We start from the raw sequence: 26,579 nt of genomic DNA on the forward strand, positions 1-26,579 counted from the left end.
AAGTGGACCGCGGTCCGTTTAGCTGGTAGACAGGTAAGCGGACCACGGTCCGTTTCCGGTTCCCAAAAGGAGATCCCCCATGTCCGTCCGCATCCTCGCTCTCGTCGGCAGCCTCCGCGCCGGTTCGCACAACCGCCAGCTCGCCGAAGCCGCCGTGAAGCACGCCCCCGAAGGTGTCGAGATCACGCTCTACGAGGGCCTGGCGGAGGTCCCCTTCTACAACGAGGACATCGACGTCGAGGGCGCGCTGCCCGAGGCCGCCGCACGCCTGCGGACCACCGCCGCGGCGAGCGACGCGCTCCTGCTCTTCTCTCCCGAGTACAACGGCACCATCCCGGCCGTCCTCAAGAACGCCATCGACTGGATGTCCCGCCCCTACGGCGCCGGGGCCCTGGTCGGCAAGCCGGTCGCCGTGGTCGGCACCTCCCTGGGCCAGTACGGCGGAGTCTGGGCGCAGGACGAGGCCCGCAAGGCCGCGGGCATCGCCGGCGCCTCGGTCCTCGACGACGCCAAGCTCTCCATCCCGGGCTCCGTGAACCGCTTCGCCGAGACCCACCCGGCCGACGACTCGGAGGTCGTCGAGGGCCTGACCCGGGTCGTCCGGCAGCTCACCGAGGCCGGCGCCGCGGCCTGACCAATCCACGCCGGGACCCCGCGGGGCGTTGCCCGCTGGGTCCCGTGTCCCCCGCGGCCCCGCGTCACCCGAAGGCGAGGCGCATGGCAGGGCCGTCGTCGTGATCGGCAAAGGACGGCGGCCCGCGCCGCGCATTCGTGCCCGCCCGCGCACCGAGCCCCTCGGACCTCGCGCTCCTGCGCCGCGAGGCGCTGCGCGTCCCGCGGCCCGGCCTCGACAGCGCGTATCTCGACGCGTACACCGACGGTGTGTGGCCGCGGGAGGTCCGGTCCCCGTACGCGGGCCTGTTCGCCCTGGCCCGGGAGGCGGTGACGGCCGGACGCGCTCAGGGAGGGACGACCCCGGAACGGGATCGACATCGACGCACGGGACGACGCGCGGTTCGGCCTGCTGCTCGACCTGGCCCCATACACGATCCACGCCGAGGGCCGGTGCGGAGGACGGACGGTGTTCACCGCCGACGATCCGGGCGACCTGTGGAGCGCCCTCACGCGGGCACAGGAGGCGGAACTCCTGGCGCGGCTCGCGGCGCACGGGATCCCGGAAGCCGCGCTCGCGGCGCGGGGGCGCTGACGGCGGTGCGGGCGGGCCGTGAACGGCCCGCCCGCACCGGTGGGGATGTGACGCCCTCCGTCAGCGCAGGCCGAAGGCCCGGTTCACGGTCTGGGTGACCGCGTTGCCCGCGGAGTCGTGCGCACGCGCACGCAGCGAGACGAAACGCGCCTGCTTCGGGGCGGACAGCTTGAAGCGGCCGTCGTGCCCGCAGGCGGTCTTCCGCCAGGTGTGTCCGTCGTCGTAGGACACCTCCAGCGAGACGGCCGAGAGTGCGCCCGCACCCACCGCGCCCGGGAGGTGCGCGGCCGTCACGGACAGCGTGCCGTTGCGGGCGGCCCTGCCCTCCGCGTCCGTGGCGACGCCGTAGTCGATCTGCGGCAGCGGCAGCACCGCGGCGTCGTCGCCCGACGGCGCCTTGGACGTGAACTCCCACTCGGTGTGCGTGGCGGAGGAGTAGGGGCTCACCGACGCGTCACGGCTCGCGTCCAGCACCAGGCGGTAGGGCAGCTTGCCCGCGGCCGGGGCGGTGCCCCCCATGCTGGTGTTGGTCGTGCTCTGCCCGAGGCGCGTGCCGCCCTGGTAGAGCGTCAGAGCCTGCTTCGTGCGGTCGTAGTCCATCGACATGCCGACGTGGTCCGCGCCGCCCCAGGCGGGGATGTCGAAGGCCAGCCAGCTCCCGCTGCGGGTGGGCAGCTTGTAGTTGTTGTTGAGGTACGGCCGCTCGACCGGCTTGAACCACTCCTGGCTGTGCCGGCTGCCCGCCCGGTACGTGGCGCGCGGCTCGATCTCGTAGATCAGGCCGTCGACGTAGGCCTCCTGGCCCCAGGAGTACCCGGCCCCGGTGGAGACCCAGTCGACCCGCCGGGAGTTCACCGGCTCCCGCATCGTCAGGCCGAGGCCCCAGTTGGAGTACACGGGCCAGTCGAAGCGGAACTCGCCGCCGCCCTTGGCCGGGTCGGGGCTCTCGAAGGTGACGTCGACCCTGGCCAGGTTGTTTGTGCCGCCCTTGACGACGAGCCGGCCCGGAATCTCGTTGTGCCACGTCCACATGAGGTCGTAGACGTACGGGCTGACCGGCTGCGAGCCGACCTTCAGTACGGCGCCACGTGCCGACGCGCGGCGCATGAGCCGTTCGCCCTCGTCGGTGCTCAGCAGCGCGACGTCGATGGCGGCGGGCGGGAGGAAGGGGTCGCCGGTGTAGCTCCGCAACTGCCGTCCCGGCTGGTCGTTCACGACGAGCAGGAGCCTGGCACCCGCCGCGACCGCCGCCGCGGCCTGCTCGGCGTCGCCCACGTTCCCGTTGCGGCGCACGACCACGGCCTTGCCGCGCGCGGAAAGGCCGGCGTAGTCCGCGCTCGCGCCGTCACCGGCGGCCACCAGCGGGAACGAGTAGTCGCCCTGGGGGAGTGCGGTGACGTCCTCCTGCCGCAGGACGTCGGTGAACTCGTCGTCGCGGGTCGTCACGGACAGCGCGGGCTGCTCCTTGCGCCAGCGGGCGCCGAGGTGGAAGTCGCCGTGGGTGACCTTGTGCGTGGTGGGCTGGGCCCAGAGGCTGTCGTAGCTGGTCTGGGTCTCCATGTAATCGCGCCAGCGGCCGCCGCCCATCGCCCGGTTGTACTCCAGGCGCTGGTAGGTCGCCTCGGTCGGCTGCGGTGTCGTCATCTCGACCCGCGTGACCTTCGTCGCGTCCAGCGTCACCGTCCGGTCGCGGTCCATGACGACCTCGGGGTCGCCGAGGAGCGCCATGCCCATCGAGTGCGGGCCGTGCACCCCGCGCACGTCCTTGAAGGACAGCACCGAGTAGACGTCGTTCGGGAGCCAGGTCTCCAGCCGACCGGTCGCGTCGGCGATGTAGAACTCCGGCTCGAAGTCACCGGAGCGCAGCACCTCGACGACCCCGGACATCGGCTTGCCGTCACCGTCCTTGAGGACCATGGTCAGCTTGTGGGCGGCGTCGCCCAGCGAGACCGCCGTGTGGGTGACCGCCTTCCCCGCCGTGTCGGCCGCGACGACCTGGCCGGACCAGCGGCCGTTGCCCGTCACCATCGAACCGTCGATGGCGACGGTGACCTCGGCGGTGCCGTGCGCTGGCACGACGACCCGGGCCGCGGACAGCGAGAACAGGCCTGCCGGGGCGTTGGGGGCCTCGACGGACAGGGCGAGCGTCACCGGGGCAGTCCCGGTGTTGGTGTACGTGACCGGGCGCCGGACCGCGGCCGCGCCGCCGCCCGCCTCCGCCTGGCCGGTGAACGCGGTCGCCGAGGCGAACACGTCGGCGCCGAGCGCCGAGGGGACGTCCACCCGGCCGCTGCCCGCCTGGAACGCGTCGTACTGCGGGGTCTGCTTCGAGCTGCTCACCAGCAGGTCCTTCAGCTGGGAGCCGGTCAGCCCCGGACGCGCGGCCGCGAGCAGGGCGGCCGCGCCCGCGACGTGCGGGGTGGCCATCGAGGTACCGCTGAGCGTCTGGTAGCTGCCCTCGCCCTCCGGCGCGTACTGCGAGCGAGCGGCCAGGACGTCGACGCCCGGGGCGGTGACCTCCGGCTTGAGCCCGCCGTCGCCGGCCCGCGGTCCCTGGCTGGAGAACCAGGCCACGTCGTCGGAGGAGTCGACGGCGCCCACGGTCAGGGCGGAGTCGGCCGCGCCCGGTCCGCCGATGCTTCCCGGCGTGCCCGCGTTGCCCGCGGCGATCACGAACAGCGCGCCGGTCTGCGCGCTCAGCCGGTCGACGGCCGCGCTGAGGGGATCCGTGCCGTCGGACGGCGTGCCGGAGCCCAGGCTCATGCTCACGATGTCCGCGTCCTGGTCGACCGCGGCCCACTCCATACCCGCCAGCACCCAGGAGTCCTGGCCTGATCCCGTGTCGGCCAGCACCTTGCCGACGTGGAGGTCGGCGCCGGGGGCGACGCCCTTCTCCCTGCCGTCGGAGGCGGCGCCGGTGCCGGCGATGGTGGACGCGACATGGGTGCCGTGCCCGTTGCGGTCGGTCACGTCCTGGTCCGGGACGAAGCTGCGCGTGGCCGCGATCCGGCCCGACAGGTCGGGGTGCCCGGTGTCGACGCCGGTGTCGAGGACGGCGACGTCGACGCCCTTGCCCGTGTCGCCGGCCGCCCATGCCCGCGGCGCGCCGATCTGGGCGGTGGTGTCGGCGAGATCGGCCTCGACCTTGCCGTCGAGCCAGATGCGGGCGATGCCCGAGGCGAAGGACGGGGCGGCGCCCGCCTTGGCGGCCCGCGCTGCGGCCCCGGACGCGGAGGTGACGGACCGCCAGAAGTCGGCGGAGAGGTCCCGGTCCTCGGTGAGGGCGGCGCCCTGGACGCTGCTGAGGTCCCTGACCCGGGTGGCGCCGCGGGGCGTCGTGGAACGCAGGCCCGCGGAGGCGCTGTCGTAGGAGACGATCAGCGGCAGGTGCTCGCGGTGGGCGTCGTCGTAGCCGTCCGCGACGAGCTTGCTGATGTTGAACAGACGCCGGTCCAGCGTGCCCGCAGCCACATAGGGGAGGGCCGACTCGGGATAGACGTAAAGGTCGCCACGCGACTCCATGATGTGCGCGCGGGCCTTGCCGCCGTCGGCTCCGCGCAACTCGACGGTGCCTCCGGCGGCTCCGGACTGCCGGGTGATAACGATGTCACCGGTGATCAGGGTGACCGTGTGAACGCCCGGCGGGACGTTGCTCCGTGGCGCCGGGGCGTCGGACCCGCTGCTCGCGGGCGTGGCGGCGTGGGCGGCGGAGAGCGCGGCGGGCTGTGCCAATGACAGGAGGGCGGCGCCGGCGGCGGCGAACACGCCCCAGCGTCCTGGTGATGGTCTCAAGGGATTCCCTGGCAGTTCCGTCGGGCCGGGTCGGCCCGGAAACGGTTAGGACTGCCCCGGTGGGGGCGGTGGCATCCTGGCCCCAAAACCGTCGTCGGAGGCCGTGCGTGCACGGTGATCTTCGCCACGTCCGCTGTGCCTCCTGGTGGGTTTGGGGTCGTCAGTCACGTTCCGCATGGGGGGAGTTGTCCGTCGCGCCGGTGGCGCGGCACACGGCTCCGCCCGACCCGCGCGGGGCGCGAGCGGCTCGCCGCGGCCGCTCCGGCGTCGCGCTGCGCCGCCCGGCAGCACCCGCACTGCTAGAAAGGGAGGAAATTCGCATACAGGGCAAAGAGGAAAGGGGGCCGGCGTGGGCTACGCCGCGTCCTTCGGAGCCGGCCTGGTCGTCGGCATCATGTACGGCCTGCTCAGGGTGCCTTCCCCCGCGCCGCCGTTCGTCTGCCTCGTCGGCCTGGCGGGCATCCTCGTCGGATACACCGTGCCGGGGTGGATCGCGTGAGGACGCTGCTCTCCCGGTGCCTCCTCGCCTTCTCCGTGGGAGCCCTGGCGGGTGTCCTGTACTGGCTGATGGGCGTTATGGCGCCGGCCCCGCCGTGGATCTCGCTCGTCGGTCTGCTCGGCATCCTCGCCGGTGAGGTGGCCACCCGGCACCTGCTGGCGCGGCGCCGGAACCGGCCCGCCGACCCGCCGGAGGGGGCGCCCCCGGCTACTCCCTGAGGGGCGCTCCCCGGTCCGGACCCAGCCGCGTCGGCCGGGCCCACCGCCAGTGGAGGGCGTCCGGCGGGCCCGCGGAGGCGTCCGCGAGTGGCTCACCGGTGATCTGCCGGAGCCGGCCGAGCCGGCCGGGCCATCCCCCCACCCGGCCCGCCGGCGCCCCACCCCCCCGATAATCCGTTGCCCCCGGCCGACACACGGGTGATCATCGCCGGATGCTCACCACCCCGCCCGACGGCCGCGCCGGAATCGATGCCTCACTGGTCACGCGCCTGCTCGCGGCGCAGTTCCCGCAGTGGGGCCACCTGCCCGTCACCCCGGTGGCGGCCGACGGCTGGGACAACCGCACCTACCGCCTCGGTCACGCCATGACCGTCCGCCTGCCCACCGCCGAGGGGTACGTCCCCGCGGTCGCCAAGGAGAACGAGTGGCTGCCGCGCCTGGCGCCCTCGCTCCCCGTGGCCGTCCCGTCCGTCCTCGCCATGGGCGTGCCGGGCGAGGGCTACCCCTACCCCTGGTCCGTACGCGGCTGGCTGCCCGGGGAGACGGCGGCCCCCGAACGCGTCGCCGACCTGCGCCGGTTCGCCGGCGCCGTCGGCGAGTTCCTGCTCGCCCTCCAGAGCTGCGATCCCACCGGCGGCCCGGCCGCCGGCCCGCACAGCTGGTACCGGGGCGCGTCGCCCGCCCACTACGACGAGGAGACCCGCCGCTGCCTGACCCTCCTCGAAGGCCATGTCGACACCACCCGCGCCCGCGTCGTATGGGACGCCGCCCTCGCCGCCCGATGGCACGGCCGACCCGTCTGGTTCCACGGCGACATCGCCTCCGGCAACCTCCTCGTCCACGGCGGCGAACTCACCGCCGTCATCGACTTCGGCACCTCCGGCGTCGGCGACCCCGCCTGCGATCTGGTCATCGCCTGGACCATGTTCTCCGGCGACAGCCGCGAGGCGTTCCGCCGCACCGTCCGCCAGGACGCCGCCACCTGGGCCCGCGCCCGCGGCTGGGCCCTGTGGAAGTCCCTGCTGGTGCTCTCCGGTTCGCTCACCACCGACCCGGCCCGCGCCGAGACCGACCGGCGGATCATCGCCGAAGTCCTCGACGACCACGACCGGTTCGCCCGGGAGGGCGCGGGCGCGGCGGGGTGAGCGTGTCCCCGCCCGGCGCAGGGCCGGCCGGGCCCCCGGCGCTCCGGCTCACGCGGGTGGCCGGCGCAGTACGAGCACGGCGCGTCCCTCGGCGTCGAAGCGGTCCACCGAGGCCCACCCCTCGACGAGGGCGCCGATCTCGTCCTCGTCCAGGGCGATGCTCCTCCGCTCCTCAGGGGTGTTCACGGCCAGGGGCGTGATCACCACCATGGCGCCCCCGGGGCGGAGACGGGCGGCGAGCCGGCGCAGCACGCGGCTGCGATCACGCAGGACCGCGACCACCAGGCGCAGCGTGATGAGGTCGTAGCCGGATTCGTCCAGTTCGGCGGGGACTTCGCCTTCGATGTCGCCGTACAACCAGCGCACGCCCTCGACGCCGTGCCCGCGCGCTCCGGCCCGCTCCAGGGCGCTCCCGGCGAAGTCGACCCCGTCCACCACATAGCCGAGTTCCGCCAGGTGCAGCGCCAACTCGCCCGTGCCGCAGCCCACGTCAAGCGCCCGCGACCCGGTCCCGGGCGGAACGTGCTCGGCGAACAGACCGCGTTCCGATGCGGTGAGGCCACGGAAGTCCCGCCCCGCGGCGTAGTGCTCGTCCCATACGGTCCGGCTCGTGGATGCCAACGGATCACTCCTGTCGCGTGGGTGACGGTCCGGCCGGGCAGGCCGCTCCACCGGACTCGACGAGCGGGCCGGCCGAGGCGACGACGGCTGAAACGCCGGTCGGCTCAGCCTGCGCGCTCCGCCGCGCTGCGCTCGACGCAGAACTCGTTGCCCTCCGGGTCGGCGAGCACCACCCAGCCCGTGCCGTCCGGGCGGCGCCGGTCGTCGACCTGCGACGCGCCGAGCAGCAGGAGGCGTTCGACCTCCTCGTCGCGGGTGCGGTCCTGCGGCTGGACGTCCAGGTGCACACGGTTCTTGACGGTCTTGGCGTCCGGCACGGTCACGAAGAGCAGCCCCGGGCCGCCGTCGACCTCGATCAGCACCTCCTCGTCACCGGGATGGTCGTCCTCGTGGAGCGGGCGGTCCAGGACGAGGGACCAGAAGCTCGCCAGACGGTGGGCGTCGGCGCAGTCGATCGTGATGTGGCGCATCGCGGAAGTCATGGGGACGGATTCTTGTGCACGGGGGAGGACCGGGGCAACGCGGTTTGTGTCAGGGGTGCGGGATAGCGTGCAGGTGTTCCCGTCCGGTCCCGTGCGCCGGGAGGAAGGAAGCGACAGCCGTGAGCGACGACGTCCTGTCGGTCATACCGACCGACCCCCGGTGGCAGCCGGGCCGTGACGCGGCGGAGCGTGCCGCCGCCCTGGTCGCCTCGCTGGTACCCGGGGATCCCGACGGCTCCGACGTCGAGATCGAGGTCAGCCGGTACGACACCATCACGCCGGTCGACTGCGGGAGCAACCTCGTCGCCCTCGGCTGCCCGTTGTGCGGCGGCTCCATCGACACGCAGTGGTGGGTCGACCTGCTGGAAGCGCATGCCAACCTGGGCTTCGAGACCCTGGCGGTCGACGTCCCGTGCTGCGGCGGCGCCACCTCGCTGGACGCGCTGCTTCATGACTGGCCGTGCGGCTTCGCACGCTTCGAGATCGCCGTGTGGAACCCCGGACGCGACTGGTTCGCCGACGACGAACTGGCCTCTCTCGGTGAGGTGCTCGGCCACCCCGTACGGCAGATCAGGGCGCACATCTGAGGCGCCCGGGGGCCGGACCGTCAGTCCACGCGGCCCGTCGCGGCGACCGTGACGCCGAGGCCGATCATCGTCAGCCCGCCGGCGCCGCCGATCGCGGAGAGGCGGCGGTCGGAGCGGCCCAGCCACATGCGGGCGGCGGAGGCGGTCAGGCCCCACAGGGTGTCGCTGACGAGGCCGATGCCGATGGGGACGAGGCCCAGGAGCAGCATCTGCGCGGGCAGCGACCCGGCGGAGTGGTCCACGAACTGGGGGAGCACGGCGGCGAAGAAGACGATGCCCTTGGGGTTGGTGACCCCGACCGCGAGGCCGTCGGCGACGGTCCGCAGGTCGCCGCGGGCCGGCCGTTCGGGGCCGTCCATCGCGCCCACCGTGAGCTCCCGGCGGTGCCGGAAGGCCTTCACGCCGAGGAAGACGAGGTAGGCGGCCCCGGCCAGTTTCACGGTGAGGAAGAGCGTCAGGGACCGCTCGAACAGCGAGCCCAGGCCGAACGCCACGGCCACCACCAGCAGGTACGAACCGATGAAGTTGCCCAGCACCGACGCGAGGGCGGTGCGACGGCCGTGCGCCAGGGCGCGGCCGATGACGAAGAGCACGCTGGGCCCCGGGACGACGATGACGAGCAGGGACATCGCCGCGAACGCGAGCAGCCGGTCTGTGGACACCATGGTCCCTCACCTCCGCGGCCATTGAACCAGGTGCCCGGGTTCCCCCGCCGGTCGTGCGGCGACCGGTGGGGGAACCCTGGCGGCCCGGGAGCGTCAGTCCCGGCCCACCACGGCCTCGCCGTACGGGACCAGCCGGACCGGCCCGACCAGCCCCGTGCGCTGCGAGGCGGCACCGCCGTACACGGACGAGTCGCTGACGCGCAGCCGGTTGATCAGCGGCGTGGCCACCTCGACCTCGATGGTGTTGGTGCCGCTGCGCAGCAGCCCGCCGAGGTCCACCACGGGGTTGATGTGGCTGGTCACCGGAGCCGGACGCCCGTTGACGCTGACCCGGAAGGTGTCGGTCACCTCGCCGAGTTCGAGCACGGCGCCGAACCCGCCGCTCCAGGACCCGTCGAGTTCGACGGTGGTGCGGTAACGGCCGATGCCCGCGGCGTCCGTCAGGTCCGGGACGGCGTTCCACGGAGCCAGGGCGTCGAGGGCGATCCGGTGGCGTACGACCGTGGTGCGGTCCGGGTCGGCGCCGGGACGCCAGTCCTCGGCGTCCAGGGTCCACGAGGTGAGCTCGCGCGGCGCGGGCACCTCCTCGACCACGGTGCCGACCGAACCCCCGCGCGACAGCGCGGTGGTGTAGGTACCGGCCGCGCGGGCGCGCAGGACGAGCCGCCCGTCGTCGAAGCGCACGTCGTCCGCGTCCGTGGCGACGGCGTGCGTCCGGCCGGGCCTGCCGTGGAACCGCCCCGGCGGCGCGAAGGCCACGACCGTCGACTCGGACGGCTGCAGGGCCACCCGGAACGTGAACAGGTCGCCGTCCTGCGCGTACAGCGCCAGCGGCCGGGCCTCACCCGTCCACGGGTCGAGCAGGTACGGCACCGCGCCGGAGCGGGTGCGGCGCACCGTGACGGCGTGGTCGATCGCGGCGACGGGGGGCTTGACGGTCTCGGCGTGCTTGCCGTTGACGAGGTAGAACCAGTCGACGCCCTCGTCGAAGCGGTGCATCGTCAGCAGCGTCGACGGCACGGCGTAGCTGACGTCGGGCACCAGACCGAGGTCCGCGAGGGCGTTTCCCACCGCCGTCTTGTCCGCGACCTGCCGGACCCGCGGCTGCGCCAGCAGCTCGGCGACGAGGGAGCGGACCTGCTGCAGCCGGGAGTCGTCCGCCACGCCGGGCGTCGTGACCGTCGTCCAGTCGCCGAGCAGGACGATCGGCAGCCCGGCCCGCGTCAGGCGCAGCAGGTGGCGCGCGTCCGCGAGGGTGAGGGTGACCGCGGAGCCGGAGAAGAAGTCGCCCTCGACGAACAGGGCCCGGTAGGCAGGGCCGTCGGGGGCGAGCCGCCCGCCGCGGACCTTCGCCGACGGCAGGTCCAGCAGGGGACCGCTGACGAACTGGTGGGTCCAGCCCAGCGGCACGCCCGTCGAGGTGAACCAGGAGGCGCCGATCCCCGTCGCGGTGTACCCGGTCTGCCGGAAGACGGCGACGTCGATCCGGGAGGTGCCGCGCTGCATCGCGTGGTGCACCCGGGAAAGGTACCCGGACACGTCGCCGACGTGCCGCCAGGTCGGATGCCGCGGTCCCCATGACTCGCCGTAGCCGACGGTGCCGTTGTACGGGGTGAAGGCCGCGTAGCCGGGCCACTTCACCCCGGGCAGCGTGGCGTAGGAGAAGCCGTGCACGACGGTCTGGTTGACGCCGGCCGCGTAGGCGCCGCCCATGGTGCGCAGGAACTTCTCCCACGTGGTGCTGTACGCGGAGCCGGTGTAGGCGCCGGACTCGCAGGACAGCACCGTGTGGCCCGCCATGTCCCGGCCGCCGGCCAGGCAGCGGTAGTCGTCGAGGTTCTTGAAGCCCAGCGACTCGCCCTCGGGGATGTCCAGCAGCGCGGCGGACTCGATCGCGTCGGTCTGCAGCCCGTACGGCTGGGCGCGCATCCCCAGGCCCAGCGTGTGCGCCCAGTCGCGGAGCGCCGTGAGGTGGTGGGTGTTGTACAGGTCGCTGACGGTGTCCCAGAAGTCGTGGCGTATCTGGCGGGTCGCGACGGCGTCGTAGGCGTAGACCTGGTTGCCACCGCTCATCGCGATCACCGGCAGGACGGGCAGCAGCGGGTAGCCGTTGCGCCTCTCGAAGGCGGCGGGGAGCCCCGGGGTCCAGGGCAGCGCCTTGGTCTCGATCTCCAGTGAGTCCTCGAACAGGACGCCGCCGGCGCTCTTGAGGAGTCCCCGGATCTCCTTGGTGAGGAGGTTCCGCTCCCAGAAGCGGGTGACCGCCGCGGTGCCCGCCGCGCTGAAGTGGTCCACGACGTACGCGGTCGGCGAGGTGTGCGGGCCGCCCTCGGGGGTCTGGCCGGTGCCGCGCTGCCAGAAGGCGGTCAGCACCCAGTCGCCCTCGGCCGGGGAGGTCCAGTCCACGGCGCCGTCGACGACCTGAGCGGTGAGGTCCCGGACGCTCGCCCGGTCCAGGCCGGTCTCCTTGCGGGTGGCGTTCCCCGGGGCGATCCGGGTGGCCAGCACGCCCAGCAGCCGCTGCCGGGTCACCCCGGAGGCGGGAGCCGCGGAGGGCGGCGGCACGGGGCCCGAGTAGGCGGCGCCGGCGGCCACGGTCACGGCGCCGAGGGCGAGTTCCTGCACCGCGGCCTCGCTGTCGGGGGTGATCCCGGGAACGGCGGCGGGCCAGCTGGGGCCGACGGTGAGGTCGATGGTGACGCCGCGGCGGCGGGCCTGGTCCAGGGCCGCGCGGACGCCGGCGACCCAGGCGGGGCTGCCCCAGCCGTGGTGCTCGGTGTCCAGGACGGAGGTGTCCTTCACGCTGTGGTGGACGGCCGCGATCTCGGCGCCGCCGAACCCGGCGTCGGCGATCTGGTCGACCTCGCGTCTGATCTCGTCGGGGTCCACCAGCCCGTCCGGCCACCACCAGCGGAACTTGGGCCGCACCGCGCCGCCCGGCTCGGCGAAGGAGCCGGGCGCACCGCCCTCGCCCGCGGCCCCGGTTGCGGTCGGCGCCTCGGCGGCGGCGGGCAGCGCGGGGGCCAGGGCCGCCGCGGTGCCCGCGACGGCGGTGGCGATGAGGAGGCTGCGGCGGGAAACCCCGCCGCCCTCGGGGCGGTTGCTGTCGTCGTGCATGGTTCCGTGGCTCCCCGGAGTGAGAGGTGGAGGTGCTTTTTCACCTCGGAGTGATCAGTGCCGAGGTGAACGTGCTGACGGATTGAACCGTTTCAATCCTCGCGGAGGCTACGCGACTTCCCGGGCGGGGGCAAGGTCCGGGCGGACACGAACCCCGACGGGCGCGGTGGGGGCGGTGCTCGCGGCGACAGGGGGTGGGGTCCCGGCGGCCTGCGCCAAGGCGTCGCGGCACGTGTGTGCCACGAGATGAGAACGTTTCAGACAGGGGTCCCGCCGGACGGCGTCCAGTGCCGTCCGGAAGGGGCGGCGCAATCCGTCACCCGGCCGGCTCCGCCGGAATCCGGGGCGCTCGGCGGCCGTTTCCCGCGTTTCCACCGTATAGCGCACGGGGGGCCTTGCGGCAAGGCCCCCATAAGGGATGAAAATCGCTCCTCGCGCGCCGACGGAACGGCGCGGGACGGGAGCGAGATGCGTTTTCTGTTGTCCACGATCGGGACACGTGGAGAAGTCCAGCCGCTGATGGCGCTGGCGGTGGAACTGAAGGCCATGGGGCACGGCGCGGTGGTGTGCGCGCCCCCCGATTTCCGCGAATGGGCCGGGTCCCTGGGAATCACGTACGTACCCGTCGGGCCCGAACTCCGCGGGACGGCGAAGCGGAGTGCCGAAGCGATCCCGACACCGGACCAACGCCGTCGGATGATCGAGGGCACGGTCGCCGCGCAGTTCGAGGCCGTGAGCGCGGCCGCCGAGGGCTGCGACGGCGTCGTGGCGGGCGGCGCACTTGCCGTCGCCGCCCGATCGGTGGCCGAACAGCGGGGGCTCCGCTACGTCTATGCCGCCTTCGCCCCGGTCACCCTGCCGTCCGCGCACCACGCGCCGCCGGTCTTCGGCATGCTCGGGCAGGAGCCCGCGGAGGGGGACGCCGGCAACCGCGCGCTGTGGGCCGAGGACGCCGCCCGGTGGGACGCCCTGTGGGCCGCGCCCCTCAACGCACGCCGCGCCGCCGCCGGACTTCCACCGGTGCGGGACGTACGCGCCCACATCTTCACGGCCTCCCCATGGCTGGCAGCGGACCCGGCGCTGGCGCCCTGGCCAGAGCCCTCCGCCTCGTTCGACGTCCTCCAGACGGGCGCCTGGCTGCTGCCGGACGAGCGTCCGCTGTCCCCCGAGGCAGAGGCGTTCCTGGACGCCGGAGAGCCACCTGTCTACTGCGGCTTCGGCAGCATGCGCGCACCGGACGGCGTTGCCAGGACGGTGGTCGGCGCCGCCCGCGCGCTCGGACGGCGCGTCATCCTGTCGCGGGGCTGGGCCGGTCTGGAGGCCTTGGACGACGGATCCGACTGCCTGACGATCGGCGAGGTGAACCAGCGGGCGCTCTTCCCGCGCGTCGCGGCCGTGATGCACCACGGCGGCGCCGGCACGACCACCGCGGCCACCGCGGCGGGGACGCCCCAGGTCGTCCTCCCGCAGATGTTCGACCAGTTCTACTTCGCCGATCGGGTGTCCCGGCTCGGCATCGGCAGCGCCCACCCCGCCGGCACCCCCGACGCGGAATCCCTGCACGCGGCCCTGAACGCCGCCCTTGCCCCCGAAGTGGCGGTCCGGGCCCGGTCCGTCGCCGCGGCGGTCCGCACGGACGGCGCGCGGACCGCCGCCCGGCGCCTGGTCGAGGCGGTGTAGCGGGACGTCTCGCGGAGCCTCCGCGGCGGGGATGTCGCCCACGGCACGGTCCTCGCCCGCCCCTCGCCCGCCCCTCGCGCGGGCGAGGGCGGTGCCCCGTGCCGCCTACTGACCGACGGTGAAGATCACGGCTCGGCCCTCCCGGGTCGCCGCACCGTGGAACTGCTTCAGCACGGGCAGGAACGCCCTGCGTGTAGGCGATGTCCTCCGCGTCTGCCGTGCCCTGATAGGCGTCGAAGGTGAGCGTGGCGTAGCGCTCGCGCAGCCACTCGCCGTCCAATGGCTCCAGGGCGTCGGCGACCGCGGGAACCTGCTCCGCGGTGACGTGGCAGACGATGTAGCCGCCACTCTCGTGGAGCGGTACCCCGCCGAGGACGGCGTGCGACAGGGGAAGTCGCCGTTGCCGAAGGCCGGCTCGCCGTCCGTGAGGCACCGGTGCGGCGCGTCCCAGAACGAGTCGAGTTCGCAGAGGCGGTCCGTGTCCCGGCGCTCCTCGATCTCCGCGGCAACACGGATGAGCGCGTCGTCGTCCGCGCAGGCCAGGCCGCGTGCTGAGTCGGTGGCGTCCAAGGCGAAGAGAACGGCGCGAGTCCCCAGCGTCCTCTCCCTGCCGGGGTCCGGATGCGGTGCCGTGCGATCCCACCACACAGCGGTGCGGGCTCGCGCTACGTTCGGGGCCATGCGGATCACGAAGTACACCCACGCCTGTGTGCGCATCGAGCACGAGGGGCGCGTGCTCGTCATCGATCCCGGGACGTGGAGCGAACCGGCCGCGCTGACCGGGGCGGACGCCGTGCTGGTCACGCACGAGCACACCGACCACGTCGACGTCCTCCGCCTGGCCGGGCTCGGCGTGCCGGTCCACGCCCCCGCCGGGGCGGACATCCCGCGGCTGGAGACGAGCCGGGTCACCGCCGGCTCGGAGTTCACCGCCGCGGGCTTCCGCGTGCGCGCGGTGGGCGGCCGCCACGCGCCCGTCCACGCCGGCCGGCCGGACTGCGCGAACCTCGGCTACGTCGTCGAGGACGCCGTCTACCACCCCGGTGACGCGCTGCACCTGCCCGGGCTGCCGGTCGAGACGCTGATGGTCCCGCTCCAGGCCTCCTGGCTGAAGACGGCCGAGGCGATCGACTTCGTCAACGCGGTCGCCCCGCGGCGGGCGTTCGGTATCCACGACGGCCAGATGAACGAACGCGGTCTGAGCAGTGTCAACGGCTGGCTCGCTGAAGGGACCGACCACGGCTACCGGTACCTGCGGACCGGCCGATCGCTCTGACCCCGCGTGGGGCGGCGACGAGCGGGTCGCCCACGCACGGCCCACGGGTGAACGGCGTTCGCCGGGACGCGGTAGGAGCGGGCCGGGCGCACTACGATCGCGCGATGGCTGACGACACCTTCCTCGCCCACGGTCCCCGGGTGGCCATCCGGCGGATCACCGTACGGGACCACGCGGAGATCGACGCGCTCGCCCGGGCCAGCGCCGCACTGCACGCGCCCTGGGTGCCCCGGTGGGAGCACACCCCCGAATCCTTCGCCGCCTACGTGGAGCGCTTCGACCATCCGACGCACAAGGGCTTCGTGATCTGCCTCCACGAGACGGGCGCCGTCGTCGGCGGGGTCAACATCAACAACATCGTCAGGGGCACCATTCAGAGTGGCTCCCTGGGCTACGCCGCGTACGCGCCGACCACGGGCCGCGGCTACATGACGGAGGGGCTGCGGCTAGTGATGGCGTACGCCTTCGACGACCTCGGCCTGCACCGGCTGGAGGCGAACATCCAGCCCGCGAACGTCGCGTCGATCAGGCTGGTGGAGCGGCTGGGCTTCGAGCGCGAGGGGTACTCGCCGCGCTTCCAGTACCTGGACGGCGCCTGGCGAGGTCACGAACGGTGGGCCGTGACCGCGGAGATGGCGCTCGGAGACCCCCGCGACGGCGAGTGAGGCGGCACCCCGCGTGCCGGACGGGACGGGCGGGCCGCGGTGTTAGCGTCCCGGCCATGGACGACAGCGTTTACGTGGGCAATGCCGGTGAGGACGCGCCGCTCGACCGGGGCTGGCTGCTGGGGCACTTCAAGGAGGCCGGGGACCCCCGGCACAGTGACGCCGTGGAGATCAAGTGGGGCTTCCACCCGGCGGGGGACGAGCGCGGCGAGTGGGTGCGGGGCGAGGAGCGCACCGCGCTGCAGGTCCTCGTCAGCGGGCGCTTCCGCGTCGAGTTCCCGGGGCGGTCGGTGGTGCTGGCCCGTCAGGGGGACTACGTCGTGTGGGGCAAGGGCGTGGACCACTCGTGGGTGGCGGAGGAGGACTCGACGGTGCTGACCGTCCGCTGGCCGTCCGTGGCCGGGTACGCGGTCCCGGACGCCGGGGAGGCGTAGGGCCTGTCCCGACGGGTCGGTCGTGCCGCTCTCGGGACCTTCCCCCTGCGACCGCTCCGCTTCACTCGGGCCCCTGGCGGGCCCGGCGTGCGGCTCGTGCCTCGGGGAGCGGCCCTGTCAGTGGCCCCTGCGATGCTGCGCACATGACCGACATGACCACCGCCGCCGGCTACGCATGGTTCAGTGAGCAGTACGAGGAGTTGATGGAGGCGTACTGCATCACCCTGGTCCAGGGGCTTGCTCCCGAGGAGCTGCTCGGGGCCCTCGGAGTCGGGTCCGCGTCGCGGATCGCGGGTGTGGCCGGGCTGGGTGAACCGTCATACCGACTGGGCGGCGGCGACGAGCTGTTCGTGGGCGCCGCTTCCCTCGGCGGCTGGTCCCTGATGGTCGAGTACAACGGCTATCTGGGTGTCACTGATGAGGCGATGCTTCCGTTGTCACGCGGGCGCACAGTGGTCTCGCACTTCCGCAACGTCAATGCCGTGGACCATTTCTGCTGGTACCAGGACGGCGCGGTTCGCCTGCATTTCGAACCGCTCTTCCCCTACCACCGCGATGGGACTCATCCGGACGAACTGGTCACGGTCATGCGGGAGTCGAGTTTCAATCTCAGCGACGCGGACGACCGGGACTTCGACGAGCACAACGAAGCCGCCTTCGCGCTGGCTCACCGCATCACGGGTGTCCGTCTGGCACCGGAGCTCCTCGCATCCGCGGAATTCGTCTGCGGGCTCGCCCCGGTGCCCCGCACGTAGCTTCGATCCACCGGTGCCGGCGGTCGGCCCGTCGGCTTCTCCCCCCGTCCGCCCGGCCCCGCGTTCCCCGTGAGCGCGGGTTCCGTCCTGCCGCGCCATCGCCAACCGCGCCGACCGCGCGGCGAGTTGACTACGGTGATCGGATTCCGGGACCGCCGCTCGGCCTCTTGGACGTTGGCTCGAAATTTTCGCCTCCGTCGCTGAATTGGACCGCCCGATGCCCGTAGCGGCCTCATCGACACCGCACTGATCAGGGGAAACACCCTCAGATCCGCATCATCCGGGCGGTGAGGGGTGTCCGCCACCGTGGCTGAATCTTTTCGGTCGCCACTGTCACCTCACTGTTGCCGCACCGTAAATCCGCACGTGGTCGGCACCGCGTGGGACCGCTCCCACGATGCGCACTCGACCGACTTTCGGACAATGATCTCCGCAGTGATGACAGCGGACGAACATGCTGAAACGATCCACCACGTCGCGCGAGCATCACTCGCACGTCACCTCGCGGAGGCCTCATCGGCCTCCAATGTTCCCGTCCCCAGCGGCCGTTCGCCTGGCCGCTCACAAGGAGCTCCACGAGTGACGAACCATCCCGCTGTCACGGGTGCCAGTTCACCGCCGAATCCCTCTCCCAACCGACGTGCGCACGGCGCACGCGGCCGTGTCGCGGCGACCGCCGCTGTCACGCTCGCCGCACTGCTGACCCCCCTCCTCCCCGCCACCGGCGCCGTCGCCGCGTCCGACGGGGACGGCACGGCGCCGCGCAGGATCGTGGCGGAATCCCGTCCCGAAGCGCGCGCCGTCGCCCTGTCCGCCGCGCAGCGCAAGCAGTTGCTCAAGGCGGCGTCCGACGGACGCGCCACCACCGCCCGCGCACTTCGGCTGGGCGGCAAGGAGGCGCTGATACCCAAGGACGTCATCAAGGACGCCGACGGCACGGTGCACACGCGCTACGAGCGCACCTACGCCGGACTCCCCGTCATCGGCGGCGACCTGGTGGTCCACGAGCGGGCGGGTGGTCGCACCGTCAGCAAGGCGTCCTCCGCGCCGGTCGAGGTGCCGAGCACCAAGGCCGCGATCAGCGCCGCGAAGGCCGAGAAGTCCGCCCTCGCCGCGGCCAGGAGCGAGCGGACCAAGGCCCCGGCCGCCGACGGCGCCCCCCGCCTGGTCGTCTTCCTCGCCGACGGCAAGCCGACCCTCGCCTGGCAGTCCTTCGTCAGCGGGACCCAGAAGGACGGGACCCCGAGCCGGCTGAACGTCGTCACCGACGCCACGACCGGCAGGGAACTCCAGAGCGTCGAGGAGATCCGCGCCGGCACCGGCAACAGCCAGTACAGCGGGCAGGTTCAGCTCGGCACCGTGAACAACGGTGGCGTCTTCGAGATGACCGACCCGGAGCGCGGCGGGCACAAGACGTACGACCTGACCGGTGTCGGCGGCATCGGCAACCTGCTGACCGACGACGACGACGTCTGGGGCGACGGCACGATCGCCGACCGCCAGACCGCGGCCGTGGACGCCGCCTACGGCCAGCGCGAGACCTGGGACTTCTACAAGGAGCGCTTCGGCCGCAACGGCATCGCCGACAACGGCGCCGGAGCCTTCTCCCGCGTCCACTACGGCGACAACTACGCCAACGCCTTCTGGGACGACGGCTGCTTCTGCATGACGTACGGCGACGGCCGCGGCAACGCGCACCCGCTCACCGAACTCGACATCGCCGCCCACGAGATGACGCACGGCGTGACCTACGCCACCGCCAACCTCACGTACGAGAGGGAGTCCGGCGGCCTCAACGAGGCGACCAGCGACATCATGGCCACGGCCGTGGAGTTCTTCGCCGACAACCCCGCCGACGTCCCCGACTACATGCTGGGCGAGCTCGCCGACGTCCGGGGCACCGGCAAGCCGCTGCGCTACATGGACCAGCCGTCCAAGGACGCCGACCCCGTCAAGGGCACGTCACTTGACTACTGGACGCCGGACCTGAAGAAGGAGGACGTCCACCACAGCTCGGGCCCGGCGAACCACTTCTTCTACCTGCTCTCCGAGGGCAGCGGCAAGAAGACGATCAACGGCATCGCCTACGACAGCCCCACCTACGACGGCCTGCCGGTCGCCGGCATCGGGCAGCACAACGCGATCGACATCTGGTACCGGGCGCTGACCACGTACATGACCAGCAGCACCGACTACGCCGGCGCCCGCACCGCCACCCTCCAGGCGGCCGCCGACCTGTTCGGGCAGGGCAGCGACACCTACGAGGCCGTGGGCAACGCCTGGGCGGCGGTCAACGTCGGCGCCCGCTACGTCAACCACATCGCCATCGTGACGCCCTCCACCCGCCCCGTGGCCGTCGGGCAGCCGATGACCCGTCAGATCGAGGCGGTGGGCTCCAGCCCCGGTCGGCTGGCCTACTCCGCGCAGCAGCTGCCCAAGGGCCTGTCGATCGACGCGCGCACCGGCCTGATCAGCGGCACGCCGAAGAAGGCCGGCACCTACACGACGGCCATCACCGTCGAGAACACCGCGCAGCGCGAGGCCAAGCGCACGGTGCGCTTCGACTGGCCCGTCCTCGCCTCCGGTGGGCGCTTCTTCGTCAACCCCGACCGCTACGACATCCCCAACTGGAAGACGATCGAGTCGCCGCTGATCGTGACCGGCCGCAAGGGCAACGCGCCCAGCGACCTCAAGGTGACGATCGACCTCGTCCACCCGTGGGTCGGCGGCCAGATCGTCACCCTGGTGAGCGAGACCGGCACGGAGATCCCGGTGAAGCCCTGGTACTGGGACACCGGTGAGGGCGCGGTGCACGCCACGTACACCGTGGACGCCTCGGCGGTCCCCGCCAACGGCACCTGGAAGCTGCGGGTCACCGACAACACCCCGGGCATCTTCACCGTCGACCCCGGCTACCTGGACCGCTGGAGCCTGACCTTCTGACCTTCCACCCCCGCGCGGCCGGTGCCGATCCGGCACCGGCCGCGCCGCCGTCTTGCCCTCGTGCCCCGCCGCCACGCGGGGGCGAGGGCCGTGCGCCGGAGCTGACGGGTAATCAGGACAGGTTCCGCCCGGGTGCCGGGCAGCGGGTGGGCGGCCGCGTCGACCGCGGTGATCACCACCCGCAGCCCGTCGGTGCGCAGCGTGTCGACGGTCCGTTCGGCGGCGCCCGCTCCGCCGTGCGAGCACGTCGCCGGACCGCGGCCCCACCGATCCCGCCGGAGCCTTCCGCGGGGCCGGCGCGGCCGGCCGACCCTGACCGCGCCGGGTGTGAGCACCCTGGCCGGGCGCGCGGACGCGGCGCGGGCGGACCGGTCGGGAGAAGCTGCCGCAGGGCCCCAGGCGGCCAGGGGCCCCGGTACCGTCCCGGAGCGTCGATAATCGACGTATGAGTCAGCGGAACGCTTCGAACACCACGCTGGGTGACTTCCTGCGGGCGTGCCGTGCCCGGGTGAACCCCGCGGACGTGGGCCTGCCGGACGACGGGCGGCACCGCCGGGTCCCGGGGCTCCGGCGGGAGGAGCTGGCGCAGCTGGCGAACGTGAGCGTGGATTACGTGGTGCGCCTGGAGCAGGGCCGCACGGTGCACGTCTCGACGGCGGTGCTGGAGTCGCTCGCGCGGGCGCTGCGCCTGCGCCCCGACGAGCGCGCCTACCTGCTGCGGGTCGCCGCGGCCGGCGCCGCACCGCTCGCCTCCGCGCCCGGCCGCATCCGGCCGCAGACGCAGACCCTGCTCGACGGTCTGCAGGAGTACCCGGCCCTGGTGCTGAGCCACCGGCTGGACGTGCTGGGCTGGAACGCCCTGGGAGCGGCGCTGCTCACCGACTTCTCGGCCGTCCCCGAACCGCAGCGCAACCTGGTGCGCATGGCGTTCCTGGACCCCGCCTTCCGCGAGCTGTACGTCGACTGGCGAACCGTCGCCCGTGAGTGCGTCGCGTACCTGCGCATGGGCACGGCGCGCGACCCGCAGGACCCGCGGCTGGGGGCGCTGGTGAAGGAACTCGCGGACGCCGACGCCGACTTCCGCCGCTGGTGGTCCGACCACCGGGTGCGGACCCGGGCGGCCGGCGAGAAGACCTTCCGGCACCCGGTGGCCGGCACGATGACCCTGGACTTCCAGAGCCTTGTCGTGGGCGACGACCCGGACCAGACCGTGTTCGTCTACACCGCGCAGCCCGGAACCCCGGCTCACGAGGCGCTGCGCTTCCTGGCCACGTGGTCGGCGAGCCCCGCGGCCGTGCGACCGTGACCGGATCCGGCTGGTACTGCCGGTCCCAGGCAGGCGTCTCCTACGGTTGATCCTTCTCTGGTCCGTCCCCCGCCGGATGCGGACGCTGGGACACGTCGACAGAACGACCCCCAGTGATCATGAGGAGCACATCACATGACGACGTGGTTCATCACCGGCGCATCCCGCGGGTTCGGCCTGGAAATCGCCCGGCAGGCCCTCGAGCGGGGCGACAACGTCGTGGCCGGCGCCCGCACTCCCCGCGCGGTGGAGGACGCCCTCGCGGCCCAATCCGAGCGGCTGCTGGCCGTACCGCTCGACGTGAACGACGAGGAGCAGGCCCGGGCCGCCGTCGAGGCGGCGGTCGAGCGCTTCGGCACCATCGACGTCCTCGTCAACAACGCCGGCCGGGGCCTGCTCGGCGCGGTGGAGGAGACCAGCGACGCCGAGGCGCGCGCGGTGTTCGACACGAACGTCTTCGGACTGCTGACGGTGACCCGAGCCGTCCTGCCCGTCATGCGGGCCCGGCGCTCGGGCCGGATCGTCAACCTCAGCTCCGTCGGCGGCTTCGTCGGGTGGGCGGGCTGGGGCCTGTACTGCGCGACCAAGTTCTCCGTCGAGGCGGTGACCGAGTCGCTGCGGCTGGAGCTCGCGCCGCTCGGCATCCAGGCGACCGCCGTCGAGCCCGGCCCGTTCCGCACGGACTTCCTGGACTCCTCCTCCCTGCACCGCACCGAGCGGGTCATCGAGGACTACCGGGAGAGCGCGGGCGGGATGCGCGCCTGGGCCGACGACAGCAACCACGCCCAGGACGGCGACCCGGTGAAGGCGGCGGCCGCCATCATCACCGTCGTCGGCGCGCAGGAGATGCCTGCCCGGATCCCGCTCGGCAAGGCGAGCGTCGCCGACGTGGAGGGCAAGCTCGCCGGTGTCGCCCGTGACGTGGAGACCTGGCGGGACCTCGCGCTGTCCACCGACTTCACGTCGTGATCCAGACCGCTCCCGCGGTTGCGTGAGAGGCCCCGGGTCCCCCGCCGTCGCGGCGGGGGACCCGGGGCCCCGGTCCGTCCGGCCGGCCTCAGCGCACCGCCTCGGGGCCGCCGCCCAGCGCGGTGAGCAGTGCCAGCGGCGTGGCCGCGGCCCAGGCCTGGGGCGAGCAGGAGTGCGGGTACGGCACGGGGACAGGGTGCTCGTCCCGTCCGTACCCGGCCATCACCTCCGGCAGGCGCCAGTCGTGCGCGGCGGCCGCCTGGACCAGCCCGTGGGCGATCCGCGAGGCCTCCTCCGCCAGACCGCTGCGCGCCAGGCCCAGGACGACGATCGCGTTGTCGTGCGGCCAGATGCTGCCGCGGTGGTACGACAGCGGGTGGTACGGGACCTGGCCCGCCGCGAGCGTGCGCACCCCCCAGCCGGAGAAGAAGTCGGGCTGCAGCAGCCTCCGGCCCACCGTCCGCGCGTCGGCCGGGTCGAGGATGCCGGACCACAGCAGGTGCCCGGCGTCCGAGGCGAGTGCGTCCACCTGCCGGTTCCCGCCGTCCAGGGCGAGCGCGGGGAAGTCCCGGCCGCTCATCCAGAAGTCCCGGCGGAACCGCTCCCGCAGGTCCGCCGCGGCCTTCTCCAGCCGGTCCGCCTCCCCGGCGTCGCCCCAGACCCCACGGGCCAGGCGCGCGGTGCGGACCAGGGCGTCGTACGCGTAGCCCTGGACCTCGGCGACGGCGAGCGCGCCCTCGGGCCGGCGGCCGTCGGCGAAGCAGATCGCGCCCTCGGAGTCCTTCCAGTTCTGGTGCGCCAGCCCGCCGCGCGCGGCGTCGGAGGTGTAGCGGAGGTAGCCGCCCTCGCCCAGCCCGCCGTCGCGGAACATCCACTCCACCGCGGCACGCGCGTGCGGCTCCAGGCGCCGCGCGAGCCCCGGGTCGCCGGTCGCGGCGCTGTGGGCCTCCAGCAGCACCAGGAACAGCGGCGTGGCGTCGGCACTGCCGTAGTAGCGGCCGTACGGCACCTGCCGGAAGTGGGCGAGTTCGCCGTGCCGGACCTCGTGCACGATCCTGCCCGGCTGCTCGAGTCGGGCCGCGTCGCGCCGGGTGCCCTGGGTCGCGGCGAGGGCGAGGAGGGTGTCCGCGGCCAGCTCCGGACGGTACGGCAACGCGAACAGGGAGGTCAGCAGGGAGTCGCGGCCGAACAGGGTGAGGAACCAGGGGATGCCGGCCGCGGGCACCAGCAGCGCCTCGCCCGCCGGGCCCGTCGCCGGCACGCGCAGCCGAGCCAGGTCGGCCAGGCCCGCCGCGCAGGCGCGCGCGAGCTCGTCCCAGTGGGTGAGCGAACGCGGCCGCGGGCGCGCCTGGACGAAGGCGTCCTCCTCGGCGGCGTGCCGGTTGCGCACGGACATCGGGTCCGCGGGCGCGGCCGGTTCCGCGGCGCCGGGGGGCACCGCCCGGACGCTCAGGGCGAGTTCGGCCGCACCGTGGCCGGGCAGCGGCAGGCGCCAGGTCAGCAGGCGCGCGGTGCCGGACGGCTCCAGCGGGCGGACGGCGGCGGGGGCGGGGGAGGCGGTGACGGTGGTGCGGGCGTCCCAGTCCTCGCCGCGCCGGTAGCGGAAGGCGACACCGTCCGCGCGGTCCTCGGCGGTGCGCCGGCCGTCTGCCTTGTCGTAGCGCCGGTGGTCGCCCCGCAGTTCGAACTGGTCCGCGAAGTCCGCGTCAACCTCCAGTGCGATCTCCACCGTGGCCGGTTCCGCGCGGTTGCTGACCACGCGGACGCGCTCGGTGAGCGTTCCCGCCTCGACGGCCTGCGTGCGGAAGAGCGAGTACGCCGGCGGTTCGTCCCGGCCGCCCTCCGGGGTGAGCACGAAACCGTCGTCGGAGGAGGTCAGCAGGGACGGTTCGACGCCGTCGGCGGTGAGCCGCCAGCGGCTCAGGTGGCGGGCGTCGCGCAGGAAGAGGCCGTCCGGGGTGTCGCCTCGGCGCCCCGTGATGTCGCCGGAGCGGCTGGTGGAGGCGAAGGTGCCGCGGTGGACCAGCAGACGTTCGACGCTCATCGGGCGGGCTCTCCTTGCGGTGTCCGGTGCAGCAGGTCCAGGGCCAGGGCTGCCGTCCAGCTGAAGCGGCGGATGCCGCGGCCCTGGCCGCTGTGCGGTTCGACGTACTCGGCGAAGCCGGTGCGGCGGGCGTCGTCGAGGGCCTGCTCGCGCAGGGCGTCGGCCGCCCGGTCGGCGCCGTGCTGCCGCAGTCCGCGGTGGACCAGCCACGCGGTGTTGAACCAACTGGGGCCCCGCCAGTAGCGGTTGCCGTCGTACTCCGGGGCGGTGAGATCGTAGCTCGGCACCAGGTGCACCCGGCCGAGCCCGAAGCGCTCGCCCTGCGCCGTCGCGATCAGCGACCGCGCGACGGCCTCCGGGAGGCCGGGCACGATCAGCGGCACCAGCCCCGCGACGCTGTGGCCGCCGACGGCCTCGCCGGTCGTCAGGTCTCGGGCGAGGAAGACGCCCGCGGCGGGGTCCCACAGCCGCTCGACCAGGGCGGCCGTGGCCTCGGCGGCCTTGCGGCGGTGCGGGGCGGGGTCCGCGCCCGTCGCCGCGGCGATCTCGGCGAGGGCGTGCTCGGAGGCGATGAACAGGGCGTTGAAGCAGGGGTCCTCGAGGGCGAAGGCGTGCGGGGTGCGCGCGTCGTCGTACCCGTGGTCGCGGTAGTCGGCGGCGAGCCGGACGTAGCGCCCGTAGTCGAGGTCGGTGGGGCGGTCGGCGGCCTCGCTGTGGTCGAGGTCCGCCCTGCGGAAGGACTCCGGCGGCGCCGGCTCCACCCGGGCGAGCGCCGCGTCCCACACCGGGCTGTTGTCCAGCCCCGGTTCCCAGGGGTGCACCACGGCCGCCAGTCCGCCGCCGCCCAGGTCGCGCGAGGCGGCGAGGTAGCGGTGCCAGGCGGCCAGCCGGGGGTACATCCGCCGCAGGAAGCCGCGGCGCCGGGACTCGGCCGGGTCCGCGAGGTGGACCTGCCAGGCGGCGAGGGCGTGCACCGGCGGCTGGACGATGCCGGAGGTCTCGATGTCCGCGGGAGCGCCCGAGGCGGCGCCCGCGCCCGAGCTGCGCCAGAAGTCGGGGCTCGGGAAGTACGCGTCCAGGGGCACGGAGGGGTTGAAGACGATGTGCGGCACACGGCCGTCGCGCCACTGCGCCCCCAGCAGGGTCTCCAGTTCCCGCTGGGCGCGGCGCGGGGCGAGCCGGGCCAGGCCGATGGCGATGAAGGCGGAGTCCCAGCTCCACTGGTGCGGATACAGGGTGCGCGAGGGGACGGTCGCCGCGCCCGTCCAGTTGGACAGCAGGACGCGGGCGGCGGCCCGGCGCAGCGCGGTGTCCCGGTCCTCCTCGCGGTCCGGGGACCGCAGGGCCGGTTCGAGGACCGCCGTCATCCGGCGGCCCGGTGCAGGAAGGCGGGGACGGAGCGCACGGCGTCGACGGGGTCTCCCGTGAGGCGGCACTCCGCGGCGAGGTAGCCGTCGTACCCTGCGGCGTCCAGCGCCCCGAGCCAGGCGGGCCAGTCCAGGTGGCCGGCGCCGGGCTGGAAGCGGTTGGAGTCGCTGACCTGGGCGTGGCCGATCAGCGGTGCCACGGCCAGAATGGCCGCCGCCGGATCGGTCTCCTCGATGTTCATGTGGTAGCTGTCGATCCCGATGCGCACCGAGTCCAGACCCACGGCGCGGATCAGCTCGGCGGCCTGCTCCAGCCGGTTGACCATGTGGTCCTCGTAGCGGTTGAGGGGTTCCAGGAAGAGTGTGACCCCCTCGGCGCGGGCGTGCTCGCCGAGTTCCGTCAGCCCCTTCAGGAGCACCTCGCGGTCCTCCTCCTCGCTGCGCGGCGGCTCGAAGGGCGGCAGCCGGCGGGAGAACATGCCGTACGAGGCGGGTGTCTGGGCGCCGCGCCCGCCGAGTTCGGCGATGACGCTGAGCTGCGACTTCATCTGCGCCACGGCGTCGCGGCGCAGGTCGGGGTCGAAGGCGCCGAAGAAGTGCAGCATGTCGACGCAGACGGTCGGCATGACGACACCGTCGGCCTGGGCCCTGCGCAGCTCGGGGAGTCGGTCGCGGAAGTGGAAGTCGCCCTTCCCGCGCAGTTCGATGGCGTCGTAGCCGGCCTCCTGGGCGAACTCCCACTTCTGCTGGAGGGTGTCACCGGGCAGCAGCTGTTCCTGGCAAGCGGTCTTGAACATGATCGAGGGG

The 26,579-nt window shown here is 73.5% G+C and carries 22 protein-coding genes and 1 pseudogene; 14 read left to right on the top strand and 9 right to left on the bottom strand.

Going from position 1 to position 26,579, the window contains the following annotated elements; translation table 11 throughout:
* The first annotated feature begins 79 nt into the window (after positions 1-79).
* Together PV342_RS00265 and PV342_RS00270 are read left to right on the top strand one after the other, a co-directional pair.
* Complete coding sequence (locus PV342_RS00265) at positions 80-634, top strand: NAD(P)H-dependent oxidoreductase (protein WP_018563698.1); 555 nt, start codon at positions 80-82, stop codon at positions 632-634.
* A gap of 447 nt (positions 635-1,081) precedes the next feature.
* Positions 1,082-1,207, top strand: a complete 126-nt coding sequence (locus PV342_RS00270) for a hypothetical protein (RefSeq protein ID WP_400797336.1) — start codon at positions 1,082-1,084, stop codon at positions 1,205-1,207.
* Positions 1,208-1,267: 60 nt separating this feature from the next.
* On the opposite strand, the gene PV342_RS00275 is transcribed toward PV342_RS00270, so the two are convergent.
* Positions 1,268-4,972 carry a S8 family serine peptidase gene (locus PV342_RS00275; RefSeq protein WP_500315522.1) on the bottom strand — a complete coding sequence of 1,235 codons (3,705 nt, stop codon included), beginning with the start codon at positions 4,970-4,972 and terminating at the stop codon, positions 1,268-1,270.
* Between the two features lie 376 nt (positions 4,973-5,348).
* On the opposite strand from PV342_RS00275, the gene PV342_RS00280 reads away from it, so the two are divergent.
* The 3 genes from PV342_RS00280 to PV342_RS00290 all read left to right on the top strand — a co-directional run bounded on the left by PV342_RS00280 (position 5,349) and on the right by PV342_RS00290 (position 6,861).
* Positions 5,349-5,498, top strand: a complete 150-nt coding sequence (locus tag PV342_RS00280) for a DUF1427 family protein (RefSeq protein WP_500315523.1) — start codon at positions 5,349-5,351, stop codon at positions 5,496-5,498.
* Positions 5,486-5,716, top strand: coding sequence for a DUF1427 family protein (locus tag PV342_RS00285; protein WP_500315524.1), 231 nt, complete (start codon positions 5,486-5,488; stop codon positions 5,714-5,716). Before PV342_RS00280 ends, PV342_RS00285 begins: the two co-directional genes overlap by 13 nt.
* 212 nt (positions 5,717-5,928) lie before the next feature.
* The gene (locus PV342_RS00290; RefSeq protein ID WP_400797330.1) at positions 5,929-6,861 is read left to right on the top strand and encodes an aminoglycoside phosphotransferase family protein; all 933 of its coding nucleotides are present in this window, start codon (positions 5,929-5,931) and stop codon (positions 6,859-6,861) included.
* 48 nt (positions 6,862-6,909) lie between these two features.
* Here PV342_RS00290 and PV342_RS00295 read toward each other — a convergent pair whose 3' ends face one another.
* Both PV342_RS00295 and PV342_RS00300 read right to left on the bottom strand, forming a co-directional pair.
* Complete coding sequence (locus PV342_RS00295; RefSeq protein WP_500315525.1) at positions 6,910-7,482, bottom strand: class I SAM-dependent methyltransferase; 573 nt, start codon at positions 7,480-7,482, stop codon at positions 6,910-6,912.
* A 104-nt stretch (positions 7,483-7,586) separates the two neighbouring features.
* Positions 7,587-7,964, bottom strand: a complete 378-nt coding sequence (locus PV342_RS00300) for a VOC family protein (RefSeq protein ID WP_018563704.1) — start codon at positions 7,962-7,964, stop codon at positions 7,587-7,589.
* A 119-nt stretch (positions 7,965-8,083) separates the two neighbouring features.
* Here PV342_RS00300 and PV342_RS00305 point away from each other — a divergent pair, with 119 nt between their 5' ends.
* Positions 8,084-8,551, top strand: coding sequence for a hypothetical protein (locus tag PV342_RS00305; RefSeq protein WP_500315526.1), 468 nt, complete (start codon positions 8,084-8,086; stop codon positions 8,549-8,551).
* A gap of 20 nt (positions 8,552-8,571) precedes the next feature.
* Here PV342_RS00305 and PV342_RS00310 read toward each other — a convergent pair whose 3' ends face one another.
* Both PV342_RS00310 and PV342_RS00315 read right to left on the bottom strand, forming a co-directional pair.
* Positions 8,572-9,216 (bottom strand): LysE family translocator, encoded by a 645-nt coding sequence (locus PV342_RS00310; protein ID WP_400797323.1) that lies wholly within the window; start codon positions 9,214-9,216, stop codon positions 8,572-8,574.
* Positions 9,217-9,309: 93 nt separating this feature from the next.
* Positions 9,310-12,333 carry a glycosyl hydrolase gene (locus tag PV342_RS00315; RefSeq protein WP_500315527.1) on the bottom strand — a complete coding sequence of 1,008 codons (3,024 nt, stop codon included), beginning with the start codon at positions 12,331-12,333 and terminating at the stop codon, positions 9,310-9,312.
* A gap of 468 nt (positions 12,334-12,801) precedes the next feature.
* Between PV342_RS00315 and PV342_RS00320 the strand changes: the two genes are divergently transcribed.
* Positions 12,802-14,013, top strand: a complete 1,212-nt coding sequence (locus PV342_RS00320) for a glycosyltransferase (protein ID WP_400797317.1) — start codon at positions 12,802-12,804, stop codon at positions 14,011-14,013.
* A gap of 256 nt (positions 14,014-14,269) precedes the next feature.
* Here PV342_RS00320 and PV342_RS00325 read toward each other — a convergent pair.
* Positions 14,270-14,737 (bottom strand): annotated as a pseudogene (locus PV342_RS00325) (DUF1877 family protein); the annotation flags it as partial.
* Here PV342_RS00325 and PV342_RS00330 point away from each other — a divergent pair.
* The 7 genes from PV342_RS00330 to PV342_RS00360 all read left to right on the top strand — a co-directional run bounded on the left by PV342_RS00330 (position 14,693) and on the right by PV342_RS00360 (position 22,361).
* The gene (locus tag PV342_RS00330) at positions 14,693-15,289 is read left to right on the top strand and encodes an MBL fold metallo-hydrolase (RefSeq protein ID WP_018563710.1); all 597 of its coding nucleotides are present in this window, start codon (positions 14,693-14,695) and stop codon (positions 15,287-15,289) included. The pseudogene PV342_RS00325 and the gene PV342_RS00330 overlap by 45 nt on opposite strands.
* A 104-nt stretch (positions 15,290-15,393) precedes the next feature.
* A complete protein-coding gene (locus PV342_RS00335; RefSeq protein ID WP_018563711.1) occupies positions 15,394-15,954 on the top strand; it encodes a GNAT family N-acetyltransferase in 561 nt (186 codons plus the stop codon).
* Positions 15,955-16,010: 56 nt separating this feature from the next.
* A complete protein-coding gene (locus PV342_RS00340; protein WP_500315528.1) occupies positions 16,011-16,388 on the top strand; it encodes a cupin domain-containing protein in 378 nt (125 codons plus the stop codon).
* Between the two features lie 143 nt (positions 16,389-16,531).
* Positions 16,532-17,143 carry a DUF6461 domain-containing protein gene (locus tag PV342_RS00345; protein WP_500315529.1) on the top strand — a complete coding sequence of 204 codons (612 nt, stop codon included), beginning with the start codon at positions 16,532-16,534 and terminating at the stop codon, positions 17,141-17,143.
* Between the two features lie 579 nt (positions 17,144-17,722).
* Positions 17,723-20,086 carry a M4 family metallopeptidase gene (locus tag PV342_RS00350; protein WP_500315530.1) on the top strand — a complete coding sequence of 788 codons (2,364 nt, stop codon included), beginning with the start codon at positions 17,723-17,725 and terminating at the stop codon, positions 20,084-20,086.
* A 445-nt stretch (positions 20,087-20,531) separates the two neighbouring features.
* Positions 20,532-21,392, top strand: a complete 861-nt coding sequence (locus tag PV342_RS00355; RefSeq protein WP_386993943.1) for a helix-turn-helix transcriptional regulator — start codon at positions 20,532-20,534, stop codon at positions 21,390-21,392.
* A gap of 135 nt (positions 21,393-21,527) precedes the next feature.
* The gene (locus PV342_RS00360) at positions 21,528-22,361 is read left to right on the top strand and encodes an oxidoreductase (RefSeq protein WP_400797310.1); all 834 of its coding nucleotides are present in this window, start codon (positions 21,528-21,530) and stop codon (positions 22,359-22,361) included.
* An 88-nt stretch (positions 22,362-22,449) separates the two neighbouring features.
* On the opposite strand, the gene PV342_RS00365 is transcribed toward PV342_RS00360, so the two are convergent.
* From PV342_RS00365 to PV342_RS00375, 3 genes are read right to left on the bottom strand one after another with little or no spacing between them, the layout of a single operon-like run.
* Complete coding sequence (locus PV342_RS00365) at positions 22,450-24,405, bottom strand: amylo-alpha-1,6-glucosidase (protein ID WP_500315531.1); 1,956 nt, start codon at positions 24,403-24,405, stop codon at positions 22,450-22,452.
* The gene (locus PV342_RS00370) at positions 24,402-25,772 is read right to left on the bottom strand and encodes an MGH1-like glycoside hydrolase domain-containing protein (RefSeq protein ID WP_400797307.1); all 1,371 of its coding nucleotides are present in this window, start codon (positions 25,770-25,772) and stop codon (positions 24,402-24,404) included. Before PV342_RS00370 ends, PV342_RS00365 begins: the two co-directional genes overlap by 4 nt.
* Complete coding sequence (locus PV342_RS00375; protein ID WP_391579837.1) at positions 25,769-26,569, bottom strand: sugar phosphate isomerase/epimerase family protein; 801 nt, start codon at positions 26,567-26,569, stop codon at positions 25,769-25,771. The genes PV342_RS00370 and PV342_RS00375 overlap by 4 nt, the downstream gene beginning before the upstream one ends.
* Positions 26,570-26,579: the final 10 nt, after the last annotated feature.

The organism is Streptomyces sp. PA03-3a (assembly GCF_033792735.1).
In the GTDB taxonomy this organism is placed as follows: Bacteria; Actinomycetota; Actinomycetes; order Streptomycetales; family Streptomycetaceae; genus Actinacidiphila.